This window comes from Streptomyces sp. NPDC004539 (assembly GCF_040610055.1).
Classification (GTDB): Bacteria; Actinomycetota; Actinomycetes; order Streptomycetales; family Streptomycetaceae; genus Streptomyces.
This window is the reverse complement of sequence record NZ_JBEXLS010000013.1, coordinates 252,761-269,962: the sequence shown is the minus strand read 5'-3', so window position 1 is coordinate 269,962 and position 17,202 is coordinate 252,761. Positions and strand designations below refer to the sequence as shown.

General features: G+C 71.6%; 13 protein-coding genes. 6 read left to right on the top strand and 7 right to left on the bottom strand.

Annotated features, from left to right (window positions below; all coding sequences use genetic code 11):
• Positions 1–463: 463 nt before the first annotated feature.
• Positions 464–5,422, top strand: a complete 4,959-nt coding sequence (locus ABZX85_RS26910; protein ID WP_355873521.1) for an NAD-glutamate dehydrogenase — start codon at positions 464–466, stop codon at positions 5,420–5,422.
• Between the two features lie 118 nt (positions 5,423–5,540).
• On the opposite strand, the gene ABZX85_RS26905 is transcribed toward ABZX85_RS26910, so the two are convergent.
• On the bottom strand, positions 5,541–6,296 hold the full coding sequence (locus ABZX85_RS26905; protein ID WP_355873586.1) for an ABC transporter ATP-binding protein: 756 nt from the start codon (positions 6,294–6,296) through the stop codon (positions 5,541–5,543).
• A gap of 124 nt (positions 6,297–6,420) precedes the next feature.
• Positions 6,421–7,341 (bottom strand): ABC transporter permease, encoded by a 921-nt coding sequence (locus ABZX85_RS26900; protein ID WP_355873519.1) that lies wholly within the window; start codon positions 7,339–7,341, stop codon positions 6,421–6,423.
• Positions 7,342–7,671: 330 nt separating this feature from the next.
• Here ABZX85_RS26900 and ABZX85_RS26895 point away from each other — a divergent pair, with 330 nt between their 5' ends.
• The gene (locus ABZX85_RS26895) at positions 7,672–8,295 is read left to right on the top strand and encodes a TetR/AcrR family transcriptional regulator (RefSeq protein ID WP_355873516.1); all 624 of its coding nucleotides are present in this window, start codon (positions 7,672–7,674) and stop codon (positions 8,293–8,295) included.
• A gap of 52 nt (positions 8,296–8,347) precedes the next feature.
• A complete protein-coding gene (locus tag ABZX85_RS26890) occupies positions 8,348–8,992 on the top strand; it encodes a response regulator transcription factor (RefSeq protein WP_355873584.1) in 645 nt (214 codons plus the stop codon).
• 152 nt (positions 8,993–9,144) lie between these two features.
• On the opposite strand, the gene ABZX85_RS26885 is transcribed toward ABZX85_RS26890, so the two are convergent.
• Positions 9,145–9,741, bottom strand: a complete 597-nt coding sequence (locus ABZX85_RS26885; RefSeq protein ID WP_355873515.1) for an NAD(P)H-dependent oxidoreductase — start codon at positions 9,739–9,741, stop codon at positions 9,145–9,147.
• Between the two features lie 102 nt (positions 9,742–9,843).
• Between ABZX85_RS26885 and ABZX85_RS26880 the strand changes: the two genes are divergently transcribed.
• Positions 9,844–10,680 (top strand): helix-turn-helix transcriptional regulator, encoded by an 837-nt coding sequence (locus ABZX85_RS26880; RefSeq protein WP_355873512.1) that lies wholly within the window; start codon positions 9,844–9,846, stop codon positions 10,678–10,680.
• Positions 10,681–10,689: 9 nt separating this feature from the next.
• On the opposite strand, the gene ABZX85_RS26875 is transcribed toward ABZX85_RS26880, so the two are convergent.
• The 3 genes from ABZX85_RS26875 to ABZX85_RS26865 all read right to left on the bottom strand — a co-directional run bounded on the left by ABZX85_RS26875 (position 10,690) and on the right by ABZX85_RS26865 (position 14,025).
• Complete coding sequence (locus ABZX85_RS26875; protein ID WP_355873582.1) at positions 10,690–11,649, bottom strand: ADP-ribosylglycohydrolase family protein; 960 nt, start codon at positions 11,647–11,649, stop codon at positions 10,690–10,692.
• 79 nt (positions 11,650–11,728) lie between these two features.
• Complete coding sequence (gene galE / locus ABZX85_RS26870; protein ID WP_355873510.1) at positions 11,729–12,709, bottom strand: UDP-glucose 4-epimerase GalE; 981 nt, start codon at positions 12,707–12,709, stop codon at positions 11,729–11,731.
• A gap of 41 nt (positions 12,710–12,750) precedes the next feature.
• Positions 12,751–14,025 (bottom strand): glycosyltransferase family 87 protein, encoded by a 1,275-nt coding sequence (locus tag ABZX85_RS26865; protein WP_355873507.1) that lies wholly within the window; start codon positions 14,023–14,025, stop codon positions 12,751–12,753.
• Positions 14,026–14,135: 110 nt separating this feature from the next.
• Between ABZX85_RS26865 and ABZX85_RS26860 the strand changes: the two genes are divergently transcribed.
• The gene (locus tag ABZX85_RS26860; protein WP_355873504.1) at positions 14,136–15,857 is read left to right on the top strand and encodes a glycosyltransferase family 39 protein; all 1,722 of its coding nucleotides are present in this window, start codon (positions 14,136–14,138) and stop codon (positions 15,855–15,857) included.
• Between the two features lie 15 nt (positions 15,858–15,872).
• Here the strand turns inward: ABZX85_RS26860 and ABZX85_RS26855 are convergent, their stop codons facing one another.
• On the bottom strand, positions 15,873–16,373 hold the full coding sequence (locus ABZX85_RS26855) for a MarR family transcriptional regulator (RefSeq protein ID WP_355873501.1): 501 nt from the start codon (positions 16,371–16,373) through the stop codon (positions 15,873–15,875).
• A 143-nt stretch (positions 16,374–16,516) separates the two neighbouring features.
• Between ABZX85_RS26855 and ABZX85_RS26850 the strand changes: the two genes are divergently transcribed.
• Positions 16,517–16,930 carry an organic hydroperoxide resistance protein gene (locus tag ABZX85_RS26850; RefSeq protein WP_355873498.1) on the top strand — a complete coding sequence of 138 codons (414 nt, stop codon included), beginning with the start codon at positions 16,517–16,519 and terminating at the stop codon, positions 16,928–16,930.
• The last annotated feature ends 272 nt before the right edge of the window (positions 16,931–17,202 follow it).

The following is a 17,202-nucleotide window of genomic DNA, read 5'->3' as shown; positions in this document are numbered from 1 at the left end:
GGGAGGGCAAGGGGGCGGGCGGGGGGAGCATGGGGGGCATTTCGTGCTCGGGGTGTGCAGGGTGTCGAAGATCAGTGCTCTGTTTTGTACACATACGGCTCATGACGACCCCCCGGTGAAGGGCGATAGCCTGGTGGCGTGATCAGCGCGATATCTCGCGGGGGTGCGTTTTCCCCTGCCCTGCGCCCGGTCGGCACGGATTCTCTCCGGCACCGGGCGGCGGTCGCTGGTCTTCGCGGGCGAGGCGGGAAACAGACGGTTCCCTGGCCGTCGTACACACCCCGGACGGCGGCGCCGAGAGCGGCGTCACACCTTCGAGGCGTGGATATCTCCTCGCTCATCTCCCCCCGCGGCATAGCGTCGAAACAGACCGGACACCCCGCGTCGAGGCGTCCCGTGCCGGGGGAAGAGACCGAACTTCCTTCAACGTCACGCAACGGCGCGCGACAGGAGCCAGAGGACAATGCAGACCAAGCTGGACGAAGCCAAGGCCGAGCTGCTCGAAAGGGCCGCCCGGGTCGCTGAGAACAGCCCGGTCGGGGGGCACCTACCGACCGGGACGACCGAGGACGGCACCCCCGGCGATCCCCCCGGTTCGGCCGTCTCGCCCCCGGACCACGACTCCGTGCTCACCTTCCTTCAGCGGTACTACCTCCACACCGCCCCCGAGGACCTCGGCGACCGCGACCCGGTCGACGTCTTCGGCGCCGCCCACTCCCACCACCGGCTGGCCGAGAACCGCCCCCAGGGCACCGCGAACGTCCGCGTGCACACCCCGACCGTCGAGGAGAACGGCTGGACGTGCAGCCACTCGGTCGTCGAGGTCGTCACCGACGACATGCCGTTCCTGGTCGACTCGGTCACCAACGAGCTGTCCCGCCAGTCCCGCGGCATCCACCTCGTCGTCCACCCCCAGGTCGTCGTCCGGCGTGACGTCACGGGCAAGCTGATCGAGATCCTCGGCTCCCGGGCCGACCTCCCGCACGACGCGCACGTCGAGTCCTGGATTCACGTCGAGATCGACCGCGAGACGGACCGCGCGGACCTCAAGCAGATCACCGCCGACCTGCTGCGCGTCCTGTCGGACGTCCGGGAGGCCGTCGAGGACTGGGAGAAGATGCGCGAGGCGGCCCTCAGGATCGCCGACGAGCTGCCCGCCGAGTCCGTGCCGGGCGACCTGCCCTCCCCGGAGGTCGAGGAGGCCCGCGAGCTGCTGCGCTGGCTGGCCGCCGACCATTTCACGTTCCTGGGCTTCCGCGAGTACGAACTCCGCGACGACGACTCGCTGGGCGCCGTCCCCGGTACGGGCCTCGGCATCCTGCGCTCCGACCCGCATCACGCGGCCGACGAGTCCCACCCCGTCAGCCCCTCCTTCGAGCGGCTCCCGGCGGACGCCCGCGCCAAGGCCCGCGAGCACAAGCTGCTGGTGCTGACGAAGGCCAACAGCCGGGCGACCGTGCACCGGCCTTCGTACCTGGACTACGTCGGCGTGAAGAAGTTCGACGCGGAGGGCAACGTCGTCGGCGAGCGGCGTTTCCTCGGGCTGTTCTCGTCGGCCGCGTACACCGAGTCGGTGCTGCGGGTGCCCGTGATCCGCCGCAAGGTCGACGAGGTGCTGACCGGCGCCGGGTTCACCCGCAACAGCCACGACGGGCGCGACCTCCTCCAGATCATCGAGACCTACCCGCGCGACGAGCTGTTCCAGATCCCGGTGGACGAGCTGCGGTCGATCGTCACGAGCGTGCTGTACCTCCAGGAGCGCCGCCGGCTGCGCCTGTACCTGCGCCAGGACGAGTACGGCCGCTACTACTCGGCGCTGGTCTACCTCCCGCGCGACCGGTACACAACGGGCGTACGCCTCAGGATCATCGACATCCTGCGCGAGGAACTCGGCGGTACGAACGTCGACTTCACCGCCTGGAACACCGAATCCATCCTGTCCCGGCTGCACTTCGTCGTCCGCGTACCGCAGGGCACCGAGCTGCCGCAGCTCTCCGAGGCCGACAAGGACCGGATCGAGGCCCGGCTCGTCGAGGCCGCCCGGTCCTGGGCGGACGCGTTCGCGGAGGCGCTGAACGCGGAGTGCGGCGAGGAGCGCGCGGCCGAACTCGCCCGCCGCTACGGCTCCGCGTTCCCCGAGGGCTACAAGGCCGACCACACCCCGCGCGCCGCCGTCGCCGACCTCGTCCACCTCGAACGCCTGGGCGAGCGACAAGACTTCGCGCTCAGCCTGTACGAGCCGGTGGGCGCCGCCCCCGACGAGCGCCGCTTCAAGATCTACCGCAAGGGCGAGCCCGTCTCCCTGTCGGCGGTCCTCCCGGTCCTCAGCCGCCTCGGCGTCGAGGTCGTCGACGAACGCCCCTACGAACTGCGGACGGCGGACCGGTCCGCGTCCGCCTGGATCTACGACTTCGGCCTGCGCATCCCCCAACTCACCGGCAACGGCGACCAGTTGGGCGACGACGGGCGTGAGCGGTTCCAGGAGGCGTTCGCCGCGACCTGGACCGGCGCCGCCGAGAACGACGGCTTCAACGCGCTCGTCCTGGGCGCCGGACTGACCTGGCGGCAGGCGATGGTGCTGCGCGCCTACGCCAAGTACCTGCGCCAGGCCGGGTCCACGTTCAGCCAGGACTACATGGAGGACACCCTCCGCACGAACGTCCACACCACCCGGCTGCTGGTCTCCCTCTTCGAGGCGCGGATGTCCCCGGGGCGGCAGGGCGCCGGGCGCGAGATCGTCGACGCCCTGCTCGAAGAGCTGGACGCCGCCCTCGACCAGGTCGCCTCGCTCGACGAGGACCGCATCCTGCGCTCGTTCCTGACCGTCATCAAGGCGACCCTGCGCACCAACTTCTTCCAGAAGACGGCCGACGGCTCGCCGCACGCGTACGTGTCGATGAAGTTCGACCCGCAGGCCATCCCCGATCTGCCCGCGCCGCGCCCGGCGTTCGAGATCTGGGTGTACTCGCCGCGCGTCGAGGGCGTCCACCTGCGGTTCGGGAAGGTCGCGCGCGGCGGGCTGCGCTGGTCCGACCGGCGCGAGGACTTCCGCACCGAGATCCTCGGCCTGGTCAAGGCGCAGATGGTCAAGAACACCGTGATCGTGCCGGTCGGCGCGAAGGGCGGGTTCGTCGCCAAGCAGCTGCCCGACCCGAACGCCGACCGGGACGCCTGGCTCGCCGAAGGGGTCGCCAGCTACAAGACGTTCATCTCGGCGCTCCTCGACATCACCGACAACCTGGCCGGCGGGGAGGTCGTCCCGCCCCAGGACGTCGTCCGGCACGACGAGGACGACACGTACCTCGTCGTCGCCGCCGACAAGGGGACGGCGACCTTCTCCGACATCGCCAACGCCGTCGCCGAGTCGTACGACTTCTGGCTCGGGGACGCCTTCGCGTCCGGCGGGTCGGCGGGGTACGACCACAAGGGCATGGGGATCACCGCGCGCGGCGCCTGGGAGTCGGTGAAACGGCACTTCAGGGAGCTGGGCGTCGACACGCAGACCGAGGACTTCACCGTCGTCGGCGTCGGGGACATGTCCGGGGACGTGTTCGGCAACGGCATGCTGCTCTCCGAGCACATCAGGCTCGTCGCGGCCTTCGACCACCGGCACATCTTCATCGACCCGAATCCTGACGCTTCCAGTTCTTATGCCGAGCGGAGGCGGCTCTTCGATCTGCCGAGGTCGAGCTGGGGCGACTACAACGTCGACCTGCTCTCCGCCGGGGGCGGGATCTTCCCGCGCAGCGCGAAGGCGATCCAGCTCAACAGCCACATCCGCGAGGCCCTCGGCATCGAGCCCGGCATCGCGAAGGTCACCCCGGCCGACCTGATGAAGGCGATCCTCAAGGCGCCGGTCGACCTGCTGTGGAACGGCGGCATCGGGACGTACGTCAAGGCGTCCGCCGAATCGCAGGCCGACGTCGGGGACAAGGCCAACGACGCGATCCGCGTGGACGGCGCCGACCTGCGCGTCAAGGTCGTCGGCGAGGGCGGCAACCTCGGGCTCACGCAGCTCGGGCGCATCGAGTTCGCGCTGGCCGGCGGGAAGATCAACACGGACGCGATCGACAACAGCGCCGGTGTCGACACCTCCGACCACGAGGTCAACATCAAGATCCTGCTCAACGGGCTCGTCACCGAGGGCGACATGACCGTCAAGCAGCGCAACAAGATCCTCGCCGAGATGACCGACGAGGTCGGACACCTGGTCCTGCGCAACAACTACGCGCAGAACACCGCGCTCGCCAACGCGCTCGCCCAGTCCGGCGACATGCTCCACGCGCAGCAGCGGTTCATGAAGCACCTCGTCCGCGAGAAGCACCTCGACCGGGCCCTGGAGTTCCTGCCCACCGACCGCCAGATCCGCGAACGGCTCGCCGCGGGACAGGGGCTCACCAGCCCCGAGACGGCCGTCCTCCTGGCGTACACGAAGATCACCGTCTCGGACGAGCTGCTCCAGACCTCGCTCCCCGACGACCCCTTCCTCGCCACCCTGCTCCACGCCTACTTCCCGAGCGCCCTGCGCGAGAGGTTCGCCGAGCAGATCGACAGCCACCCGCTGCGCCGCGAGATCACCACGACCGTCCTGGTCAACGACACCGTCAACACCGGCGGTACGACTTACCTGCACCGGCTGCGCGAGGAGACCGGCGCCTCGCTGGAGGAGATCGTGCGCGCGCAGACCGCCGCGCGGATCATCTTCCGCTCGGCCGGGGTGTGGGACGCGGTCGAGGGCCTCGACAACCGGGTCCGGGCCGACGTCCTGACCCGTATCCGGCTGCACTCCCGCCGGCTCGTCGAGCGCGGCACGCGCTGGCTGCTCAACAACCGGCCCCAGCCGCTCCAGCTCGCCGAGACCGTCGACTTCTTCGCCGAGCGCGTCGAACTGGTCTGGTCGCGGCTGCCCAAGCTGCTGCGGGGGGCCGATCTGGAGTGGTACCAGCAGATCCACGACGAGCTGACCTCCGCCGGGGTGCCCGACGAGTGCGCCACGCGCGTCGCCGGGTTCTCCTCCGCCTTCCCGACGCTGGACATCGTGTCGGTCGGCGACCGGATGGGGAAGGACCCGCTGGACGTCGCCGACGTCTACTACGACCTCGCCGACCGGCTGAGCATCACGCAGCTCATGGACCGCATCATCGAGCTGCCGCGCGCGGACCGGTGGCAGTCCATGGCCCGCGCCTCGATCCGCGAGGACCTCTACGCCGCGCACGCCTCCCTCACGGCCGACGTCCTGGCCGTCGGGAACGGCACGTCCACGCCCGAGCAGCGGTTCAAGGTGTGGGAGTCGAAGAACTCGGCGATCCTCGGGCGGGCCCGGGTGACGCTGGAGGAGATCCAGGGGTCGGACTCGTTCGACCTGGCGAATCTGTCGGTGGCCATGCGGACGATGCGGACGATGTTGCGTACGCATCTGTAGGGCTTGTACGACTCTGTAGGGCTTGTACGACGATGAGGGCGCCCTCGGCCGGGTTCGGTCGGGGGCGCCCTTGTCGGTGCCGCCCTTACGCGAGGCGGCATATGAAAAGAACTGTTACTCAGGCAGCTTTTTTCTTGGTGCCGGCGTTCGTGAAGTCCTCGTACTCCTTCATGACCTCTTCGGTCGGCCCGTCCATCCGCAGCTCGCCCCGCTCCAGCCACAGCACCCGCTCGCAGGTGTCCCGGATGGACTTGTTGTTGTGGCTGACCAGGAACACCGTGCCCGCGTGCCGGCGCATCTCCCGGATGCGTTCCTCGGAGCGGCGCTGGAACTTCGCGTCGCCGGTCGCGAGGGCCTCGTCGATGAGGAGGACGTCGTGGTCCTTGGCGGCGGCGATGGAGAAGCGCAGCCGGGAGCCCATGCCGGAGGAGTACGTGCGCATGGGGAGCGAGATGAAGTCGCCCTTCTCGTTGATGCCGGAGAAGTCGACGATCTCCTGGTAGCGCTCCTTGATCTGCTCGCGGGACATGCCCATCGCGAGGCCGCCGAGGTAGACGTTGCGCTCGCCGGTCAGGTCGCCCATGAGGGCCGCGTTGACGCCGAGGAGGGAGGGCTGGCCGTCCGTGTAGATCCTGCCGTTCTCCACGGGGAGCAGGCCCGCGACCGCCTTGAGTAGCGTCGACTTGCCGGAGCCGTTCGTGCCGATGAGACCGATCGCCTCGCCCTTGTAGGCGACGAACGAGACGTTCTTGACGGCGTGGACCAGACGGGTGCCGGCCGCTTTCTCCGTCTTCTTGCGGCGGACGATGCGGTTCAGCGCGGCTGTCGCGGAGCCTCGGCTGCCGGTGCCGTTGACGCGGTAGATGATGTCCACGCCGTCGGCGACGACGGTGGGGACGAGGTTTTCGGGGGTGGGGGCGAGGGGGGTGCCGGGGGCGTTGGTGGGGGCGTTGGTGGGGGCGGCGCCCTGCGTGGTGCTCTGTGCGGTGTCGGGGTTCTCAGCCACGGCCGTACGTCTCCTCAGCCTTCCAGAAGTAGATGAAGCCGCCGACGCCCGCGAGGAGCGCCCAGCCCGTGGCCAGCGGCCAGACGTGCGGCGGGAGCTGGCTCGCGTGGAAGCTGTCGATCAGGGCGTAGCGCATCAGGTCGATGTAGACGGAGGCCGGGTTGGCCTGGAGCAGGTGGCCGGCCCAGGCGGGCCAGTCGTGGTGCTTCTTGACGAGCTGGTCGATGCTCCACATGACGCCCGAGACGTACATCCAGGTCCGCAGCACGAACGGCATGAGCTGCGCGATGTCCGGGGTCTTCGCGCCGAGCCGGGCCATGACCATCGAGACGCCCGCGTTGAACACGAACTGGAGGGTCAGCGCGGGGATGATCAGCACCCACGACACCGCCGGCGGCACCCCCATCGCCAGCAGGATCACCACCAGCGCGGCCATCGAGAACATCAGCTGCTGGAGCTGCTGGAGGCAGAAGGAGATCGGCAGCGCCGCGCGCGGGAAGTGCAGCGCGCGCACCAGGCCGAGGTTGCCGGAGATCGCGCGGGTGCCCGCCAGGATCGAGCTCTGCGTGAACGTCCACACGAACACGCCCGTCACCAGGAACGGGATGTAGTCCGGGACGCCCTTCTTCGTGCCCAGCAGCACGCCGAAGATCAGGTAGTACACGGCCGCGTTCAGCAGCGGCGTCATGACCTGCCAGACCTGGCCCAGCTTCGCCTGGCTGTACTGCGCGGTCAGCTTCGCCGTGGCGAACGCGGTGATGAAGTGGCGGCGGGCCCACAGGTCGCGGACGTACTGGGGCAGCGACGGGCGCGCCCCGCTCACCGACAGCCCGTGGCGCTCGGCCAGCGCCCTGAGGTCCTGGGGCGGGGCGGGGGTGGTGCTGCGGGGCGGTGTGTCGAGTGCCTGGCTCACATCCGCTGCTTTCTTTCGGGGGGTGGGGGTGCGCGATCCGGAAGGGTGCGTTCACTGTTGCCGTCGTCGCTGTGGGAACGCCTCGGGGGCCGTGTTTTCTTACGGTTCTCTTGATGTTCTCTTACGACGGGACGGCACCGTATCGTCGCAACGTGAGCGTAGGCCGACGGGGCGTCGGAACGCAACCGTATCGTCGTGGCGTGGAGCGGGAGGTGGAGCGGTATGGTCGCGGGGAGTTGGAGCCGTGAGGACGTCGGGACGGAACAGTCGCGTCGTGGCGATTTGCGTGGGGACGGGACCGTATCGTCGCGACGCCCTATGCTGGGGCGCATGACGACGAACGCCGAGAGTGCCGGGACGCGGACGCGCCGTAGGGCGCCGGCCGGGGCCGCGGTGCTCCGAGAGGACGTGACGGAGGCCATCAGGGCGGCCGTCTTCGAGGAGCTGGCGTCCGTCGGCTACGCGCGGATGTCGATCGAGGGCATCGCTCGGCGTGCGGGGGTCGGCAAGACGGCGGTGTACCGGCGCTGGAAGTCGAAGCTGCACCTGGTGCTGGAGATCGTCTCGGCGGTCGCGGTGCAGGGCCTGCCGGTGCCGGACACGGGCAGCCTGGAGGGCGACCTGCGGCTGCTGTACGAGTTCATGTCGCGGGCGCTGCGCCACCCCGTGGTCTCGCAGATCGTCCCCGACCTCCAGGCCGAGTCCGCGCGCAACGCGGAGATCGCCGACGCCGTCCAGAAGGCGCTGCGGGACGGTCAGGAGGGCGTCGCGAACAAGATCCTGCTGGCCGCGATGAACCGCGGCGAGATCGACGAGAACTTCGACGACGAGCTGGCCCTCGACCTGGTCTCCGGGCCGATGTACTGGCGGGCGCTGGTCGTGCGCCAGGACGTCGACAAGGCGTATCCGGCCGACCTCGCGCGCACGACCGCCGCCGCGCTCAGGGCGCTGTGAGCGGCGGGGGGCGGGAGGCGGGGAATGCCGTGAAGGAGGGGTGGGGAACGCTGTGAAGGTCGTCATCGCCGAGGACAACGCCCTGCTCAGGGAGGGCATGGTGCTGCTGCTGACGTCCGCGGGTCACGAGGTGGCGGCGGTCGCGGGCAGCGGTCCCGAGATCCTGCCCGCGCTCCTGGAGCACCGTCCGGACATCGCCGTCCTCGACGTCCGGATGCCCCCGGACTTCCGTGACGAGGGGCTCGTCGCCGCGCTCCAGGCGCGCGAGAAGATCCCCGGGCTGCCGGTGCTGGTGCTCTCCCAGTACGTCGAGGAGTCGTACGCCGCCGAGCTGCTCGGCGGGGGTGCGAGCGGGGTCGGCTATCTCCTCAAGGACCGGGTGGGGCGCGTCGACGAGTTCCTCGACGCGCTGGAGCGGGTCGCCTCCGGGGGGACCGCGCTCGACCCCGAGGTCGTCACCGAGCTGATGACCCGTCGGCGTGATTCTCCGCTCGACCAGTTGACGCCGCGCGAGCGCGAGGTGCTCAAGCTGATGGCCGAGGGGCGGGACAACACGACCATCGCGCGCATGCTGGTGGTCACCGAGCGGGCGGTGAGCAAGCACATCGGGAACGTGTTCCTGAAGCTGGGGCTGCCGCCGACGGACAGCGGGCATCGGAGGGTGCTGGCGGTGTTGGCGTACCTCAACAACGCGTAGGGGGCGGGCGGGGTGGGGTTGATGGCGGGGTTGGTGACGGGGTTGGTGGCGAGGGGCTCGTAAGTGTGATGAGCATCTGACCGCACCCGCACCCGCACCCGCACCCGCACCCGCACCCGCACCCGCACCCGCACCCCGGGTTCACCCCGGGTTCACCCCGGATACGGCACCGCCGCCCGAGCCGTCCGCAACGCCCGCGCCCACCACGCCAACTGGTCGAACAGGGCCTTCGCGTACCCCTCCGCCTCCAGGTCGAGCGGTCTGCCGTCCTCCCACGCGGTGAAGTACCGCGCGAACGACAGCCCGTCCCGGACGGTCACCGCGTGGAGTTCGGTCAGCACGTTCTCCAGGTGCAGCACGGCGTGCCGGCCGCCCGCGGCGCCGCCGTAGCTGACGAAGGCGACCGGTTTCGCCGTCCACTGGGTGAAGTGCCAGTCGATCGCGGCCTTCAGGGCGGCGGGATAGCTGTGGTTGTACTCCGGGGTGACGACGACGAACGCGTCCGCGCGGTCGAGCGCGGCGGTGAGCGGGGCCATCCCGGCGGGCCGGGGGTAGTCGTCCCCGGCGTGCTTCGGGGACGCGGCGGGCAGTTCCAACGGGAGCTCGACGTCGGCGAGATCGACGACCTCGACCTCGAACGCGTTGTGCAGACGGGCCTGTTCGGCGGTCCAGGAGGCGACGACGGGGCCGAAGCGGCCGGTGCGGACGCTGCCGACGACGATGACGAGCCGGGGCTTGACGGTGTTCATGCCGTCCACCCTCGGGGCGGGCGCGGCAAGCAGCCAGACCGGCCTCAGGCTGGCCCCCGCAGGGCCACGCCAGGGCGCCGGGACGGTCGTACGCTCGGGGGCATGGGGACACCGCTCGGGGACTTCGTCAGGACCAAGAGGGACGGCATCCAGCCCGCGGAGCTGGGGTTGCCGGAGCGGGGGCGGCGCAGGTCGCCGGGGCTGCGCCGGTCGGACCTCGCCGAGCGGGCCGGCATCAGCGTCGAGTACCTGACCCGGCTGGAACAGGGCCGTGACCGCAATCCGTCGCCGTCCGTGGTGAACGCCCTCGCGGACGCCCTCTGCCTCGACCGCGCGGAACGGGGCCACCTGCGCTACCTGTCGAAGATCACCGGCGGCGCCTGCCCCTCGCACCTCGTGCCCGCGCCCGCGTCCCGCGAGGTCCGCCCGGCGGCCCTGGCGACCCTGCGCCTCCTGGAGCCGGCCCCCGCGACGCTCACCAACCGCCTCGGCGACATCCTCGCCCACACCCCCGCGTTCGCCGCCCTCACCGCCGCCTCCGGCCTCCTGGACCCCGCCGCCCCCAACCTCACCCGCTACGTCTTCACCGACCCCCGCGCGCGGGACCTCTTCCCCGACTGGGACGACGTCGCCGACGAGCAGGCGTTCGACCTCTGGCTCGGCCCCTCCGCCGAGTCCTCCGCCTGGTTCACCGCCGCCCTCGCCCCGGACGCCGGCGAGGCCCTCACCACCCGCGTCCACCGCCACGTCGTCCCCCGCCGGGGCCCCCTCCGCCTCACCCACCCCTCGGGGGCGGTCCTGCGCTTCCACCGGGAGACCCTCGAACTCACCGACGACGCCCAGCAGCTGGTGGTCTATCTCGCGGCGGACGAGGTGACGGAAGGGGTGTTGGAGGGGGTGCGGGGGGAGCGGGGGAGAGGGTTGAGGGCGATCTCGTAGGGGTGGTTCTCAGGGGGCGGGGTGCGTCCGGCCGCTCCCTGACTCCGCCAACTGCCCCGCCAACCGCACCAGTTCCCCCGCCCCCAGCACCCGCCTCCCGAACCCCGGCAACGGCACGCGTACCGCCCGCGCCCAGCGCTCCGGTATCGCCTCCGCCCCGTACACCGCCCCGGCCAGCGCTCCCGTGACGGCCGCCACCGTGTCCGTGTCGCCCCCGAGGTCGATCGCGGCCCGCAGGGCGTCCTCGAAACCGCCGGTCGTGCGCAGCGCCCACACGGCGGAGCCGAGACAGGGCCAGACCGCGCCGTTGAACTCCGTCGCCCGGTCGGGGTGCCAGTCCGGGGCGAGGACCGTGGCGTAGCGGTCGCGGTGGCGGGGGTGGAGGAGCGCGAGCGTGCTCGGTACGGCGGTCAGGGGGTCGGTGCCGGTGAGGGCGGCCCGGATCAGCTCGTGCAGGGCGGCGGTGCCCTCCCAGGCCGCCGCGTCGCCGTGGGTGAGCGCGGCGAGGCGGCGGCCCGCGTCCAGCGTGGCGGTCTGTCCCCGGCCGGCGAAGTACACCGCCGAGGTGGCCGCCCGCATCAGCGCGCCGTTGCCCGCCGCGCGCTGGCTCACCTGGAAGTGGAGCGCGGCGGCGACGTCCCAGGGGTCCCCGCCGGTGAGGACCGCCTCGGTCTGGAGGCCGATGTCCTTGGGGTCGGCCGCCGCCCAGCGCCGGAAGCGGCCGAAGACGTCCGCCGGGTCGAGCCCGCCGCGCTCCAGGAGGGACTCCCCGACGAGGACGGCCATCTGCGTGTCGTCCGTGGCCTCCCCGGGGTCCCAGCCTCCGCCGCCGCACATCTCCTCGGCCGGGACACCCGGCGGGAACCGCGCGGAGAACGCCCCCTCGGGGCCGAACTCGAAGGGCGCGCCCAGCGCGTCCCCGACGGCCGAGCCGAGGACGGCACCGGTCGCGCGGGAGAGCCGGGACACCTGCTTCTGCTTCCGGTCTGTGGACACCGGCCCCCTTCCTACCGTCTTCCTAATAACTCGCCCCTTCCGCGCCGGAGTCTTACTCGGAGGCCGCCTCGGGGTGCAGGCGGAGCCAGCCTTTCCAGGCGGAGGAGATCATGTCCCGGACGTCGTGCTTGGCCTTCCAGTCCAGTTCGGCGGTGGCGCGCTCGGCGGAGGCGACCACGCGGGCGGGGTCGCCGGGGCGGCGGGGGTGGAGGGTCGGGGGGAGGGTGTGGCCGGTGACGGCGGAGATGTGGTCGATCATCTCGCGGACGGAGACGCCCTCGCCGCGGCCGATGTTGAGGGTCAGGGTGCGTCCGGGGGACGCCTGGAGGGCGCGGGCCGTCGCGACGTGGGCGTCGGCCAGGTCCACGACGTGGATGTAGTCGCGCACGCACGTGCCGTCAGGGGTGGGGTAGTCGGCGCCGAAGACGCGCGGGGCCTCGCCGGCGGTGAGGCGCTCGAAGACCATCGGGACGATGTTGAAGACGCCGGTGTCGGCGAGGGCGGGGGCCGCCGCGCCCGCGACGTTGAAGTAGCGCAGGCAGGCCGTCGACAGGCCGGTCGCCCGCGCGGTCGCGTTCACCAGCCATTCGCCCGCCAGTTTCGTCTCCCCGTAGGGCGAGATCGGACGGCACGGTGTGTCCTCGGTGACCAGGTCCACGTCCGGCATGCCGTAGACGGCCGCCGAGGAGGAGAACACGAAGGACGCGACGCCCGCCTTCGTCACCTCGTCGAGCAGGACGCGCAGCCCCTCGACGTTCTCCCGGTAGTAGTGCAGCGGGCGCTCCACCGACTCGCCGACCTGCTTCTTCGCCGCCAGATGCACCACGCCCGTCACGCCGTGCCCGGCCAGCGTCGACGCCAGGCGCTCCGCGTCCAGCGTCGACCCCTCCACCAGCGGCACCCCGGCCGGGAGCCGCTCGGCGATCCCCGACGACAGGTCGTCGTACACGACCGCCCGCTCGCCCGCCTCGGTCATCGCCCGGACGACATGCGCGCCGATGTAGCCGGCGCCCCCCGTGATCAGCCACGTCATGTACGGCCTTCCCCTCCACGTCTCGGCCTCGTTCACCCCAGTCAAGCAGGCGCGGGCTCCCGGCGCAGAGCCTGTGGATAACTCTCCGTACCGCCCTCGGCGCGGCCCGTGGTCGTGCGCCAGAGGCGGACGAAGGACAGCACCGCCGCCGCCAGCAGCAGGCCGTTGCGCAGCAGCATCAGGAAGCAGCCGGTCCACGAGCAGGTGGTGAGCGTGAAGTACAGGCCCGGGTACACGGCCGAACTGACCGCCGTCGCCGCCAGGACCAGTACGGTGACCGGCCGCTGGGCCGTGTGCCGGGAGGTCAGGCACACCGCGGACAGGCCGATCAGCCAGATCATGTACTGCGGGCTGATCACCCGGCTGGTGACCGTGAACAGCAGGACGGCGCACAGGGCCGCGTCGAACGGCGTCGCGGAGGTGTGGCGCCGGGAGCGCAGCCGCCACAGCAGGAGCAGGGCGAAGGCGACGGCCGTCAGCGCCAGGGAGGCGTCGGCGACGGCCGTGACGTGCGGGCCGACGAACTCTATGGCGCCGTACTGGTAGCGGACGACGCCCGGCCAGCCCGCGTGCGTGGCGAACATCAGGAACGTGCCGCCCAGGGACTCGATCTGCACGCCCCGCCCGCCCTGTTCCCGCAGGAACGAGAACGGGTGCGCGAACGCCGCCACCAGGACGGCGAGGACGGTCACCGCGGTGACGGCCGCCCCCGCCCACGCCCCGCGCGTGGGACGGCCCTTCGGCGCCCCCAGGAGCAGCAGCGCCGGCCACACCTTCACCAGCGCCCCCAGCGCCGCGAACGCGCCTCCCACGCGCGGGCGCCGGGCCATTGTCACCAGGGAGATCACCGCGAGCATGGTGACCTGGACGTCGTACCGGGCCAGCGGGGTGTGCAGCAGGAGCGGCAGACCGCCCACCCACAGGGCGGCGCCGGCCAGGGAGCGGCCCGGGGCGAGCCCCGCGCGCGCGAGGACGGCCGTCGTCACCGCGTCGCACAGGAGGGTCAGGGCGACGAACGCCTGGAAGTACGACAGGAACGGCAACAGCGCGGGCGAGAGCATGACCGCGCCCGCCCCCGGCGGGTACTGCCACAGGGCGTCGTGGGTGGGGAACGTGCCGTGGACGAGGACGAGATACCAGTCGTGGTACAGCCGCCACACCTCGCGGGTGACGCTGCCTTCGCCGAGCCATCGCGCGTCGCCGTGCGTGAGCAGCCAGAGCATCCACGCGCGCGTGAAGAGCCATCCGGCGCCGAGAACGAGCAGGCGATGACGTTTCTTCACACCGCCTGGAAGGCGGGAGGAAGGGGTGGTCATTTGCCGGATCGTAAGCGGGCTGTATCCCGTTGCTGCACTAATGGACACCTAGAACACAGTGAATCCCAGGTAAGACCGCTCCTATGGCTCAGATGCCGCAGAATCGGCCCGTGACGACCACTCGCTCCGCGCGCTCGCGACTTGCCGCCGCCGTTCCCATAGCCATACCTGTCGTGGTCATGTCCGCCCTCGGGCTGTGGCGGATCGACCGCGGCGGCATGTGGCGCGACGAGGCGGTGACCTACGAGGTCGGACAGCGGTCGCTGCCGCAGATCTGGCGGCTCCTGCACGAGGTCGACGCCGTGCACGGCCTGTACTACCTGTTCATGCACGTCGTCCTCGGCGTGCACGCGAGCGAGGTCACCCTGCGGCTGCCCTCCGTCGTCGGCGCCGCGCTCGCCGCCGGGATCGTCGCGGCCCTCGGCACCCGCCTCGCCGGGCCCCGCGTCGGGCTCTGGGCGGGCCTGCTGTTCGCCTGCACCCCGATGGTCTCCCACTACGCCCAGGAGGGCCGCTCCTACGCCCTCGTGGCGGCCGGCGCGCTCGGGGCGACCCTCCTGTTCCTGCGGGCCCTGGACGGCCGCTCCTGGTGGCCCTACGGCCTCACCGTCGCCGTCACCTGCGTCCTGCACGAGTTCGCCGTGCTGGTCCTGCTCGCCCACGGCGTCACCCTCGTCCTGTCCGGCGCCTCCCGACGGACCTGGACCCGCTGGATCGCGTCCTCCGGGGCCGCCGTGCTGGCCCTCCTGCCGCTCGTCTACATCTCCAACGGGCAGTCCAAGCAGGTGTCCTGGCTGGCCCGGCCGGACCTGGAGCGGGTCGAGAGCCTGACCCGCGAGTTCTTCGGCACGTACGGCGCCGTCTACTGGACGAGCCTGCTGCTCGCCCTCGTCGCCCTGCCGAGCCGGCGCCGCCTGTCCGTCGCCACCGTCGCCGCGCCCCTCCTGGTGCTCCCGCCCGCCGTGCTGCTCCTGGTCTCCCAGGAACGGCCCATGTACGACGACCGGTACATCCTGTACGCGCTCGCCGGAGCGCCCCTGCTGGTCGCCGCGGGAGCGGACCGGGTGCTGCGGGGCGTGTCCCTCGCGGCGGCGCGGATCACCCCGCGCGCGGGGGACGACGCGACCGGGGCCCCTCCCGCGCGCGTGGACGCGCCGACCCTCGCCCTGCGGCTCGACCCGGTGCCGGCGGGCGCGCCCGCGCGGGGCGACGACTCCGAGGGACGCGGCCTCCCCGTCGTACCGGTGGCGCCCTCGGGACCGCCGTCCGACGTGCCCCCCGCCGGACAGGCGCGCGGGCGTACGCGCGTGCTGCTGCAAGGGGCGGTCGCCCTCGCGGGGGTGCTGGCGATCGCCGGCACCTTCGTGTTCCAGCTCCCGGTCCAGCGGGTCGAGCGGACGACGGCCTCGCGCGCGGACGACCTCGCCCAGGTCGGCGCCGCCGCCGCGCGCATGATGCGGCCCGGGGACGACGTGATGTACCTGCCGGAGATCTCGCGCCGCTCCGAACTGGCCTACCCGGCCGACTTCCGGGGCACCCGGGACACGACGCTGGCCGTGTCCGGGCCCGACTCCGGGACGCTCTACGGGACGGCGCTGTCCCCCGAGGAGATACGGGCCGGGCTCAAGGGCGTCGACCGGCTCTGGGTGGTCTCCCAGTCGTACACCCTGTGGAAGGGCAGCGAGTGGGCGCCGCAGGACCCGGTCGAGAAGGCCAAGCTGGCGATCGTCAAGGACGACTTCGTCGCGGCGCGGCCCAGCCAGGTCGCCGTCCTGCGCGGCACGGTGATCCGGCTCTACGTCCGCAAGGACTCGGACGCGGGCCGCTCGTAGGGGTCCCGCGGGTTCCTAGGAGCGCGCCTCCTCCGGTGCCGCCTCGCTCTGCGCGGCCTCGTCCAGCGCGGTGGTGAGCGCGTCCAGCTGGCTCTTCAGGGCGCGGATCTCCTCCGGGTCGAAGCTCGTCGCGGACAGGATGCGGCGCGGCACCTGGCGGGCGCGCTCGCGCAGGGCGCTGCCCTCGTCGGTGAGGCGGACCTCCACGGAGCGCTCGTCGCGCGCGCTGCGCTCGCGCCGGACGAGACCGGCCGACTCCAGGCGCTTGAGGAGCGGGGAGAGGGTGCCGGAGTCGAGGCGCAGGTGTTCGCCGAGCCTCTTGACCGGGAGGGTGCCCTCCTCCCAGAGGACCAGCATCACGAGGTACTGGGGGTAGGTCAGGCCGAGGTCCTTGAGGATCACTCGGTAGACCCCGTTGAAGGCGCGCGAGGCGGCGTGCAGGGAGAAGCAGATCTGGCGGTCCAGGCGCAGCCAGCTCTCTTCGGCTGCGGCGGGCGTCGGCGTCGTCGGGCTCATGACCCCAGAGTAGCTCTTGCGGGCCATTTAGTTGTGCACAATTTAATTGTGTGCTCTACTTATCTCCGTGAGGCGGTCCCGAGGCGGAGACGCGGAAGGACCGGCCACCCCCGTCACGACTTATCCAGAGGGATGGTTCAACCATGGACGCGATCTACACCGCAGTCGCCACCGCCACGCACGGCCGTGACGGCCGGGCCTTCACGAACGACGGCAAGATCGACGTCGCGCTGGCTCCCCCGGCGGAGCTGGGCGGCAACGGCCAGGGCACCAACCCGGAGCAGCTCTTCGCCGCCGGTTACGCCGCCTGTTTCGGCAGCGCGCTCGGTCTCGTCGGCCGCAACGCCAAGGTCGACGTGAGCGACGCCGCCGTGACCGCCGAGGTCGGCATCGGCAAGCAGGGCGAGGGCTTCGGCCTCAAGGTCACGCTCCGCGTGGAGCTGCCCGACACCGTGGACGAGGCGACCGGCCGCAAGCTGGTCGAGACCGCCCACCAGGTCTGCCCGTACTCCAACGCCACCCGCGGCAACGTCGAGGTCGACCTCGTCATCGAGTAATCGTTTCGCCCCGGGGTGGGTCGCCCGACCCGCCCCCACCGGCGGCCCCGAGGGCCCCGGGAAAGCCCCCTGAAGGCCCCTCAGGCCGTCCGGTGGGCCGTTCCGTCCAACTTCCCCCGGCTGGACGGAACGGCCTTCCAGGCAGCCTGAGGGGCCTTCGGCGTGTCGCGCCGGGGGAGGGGTGGGGGCCGGCGAGCGGCCGGGTTACGGCGGTGGCGCGTGCGTGGGGACGACCTTCCGGAACGTCGGGTCGCCAGGCAAACCCTCCGGAC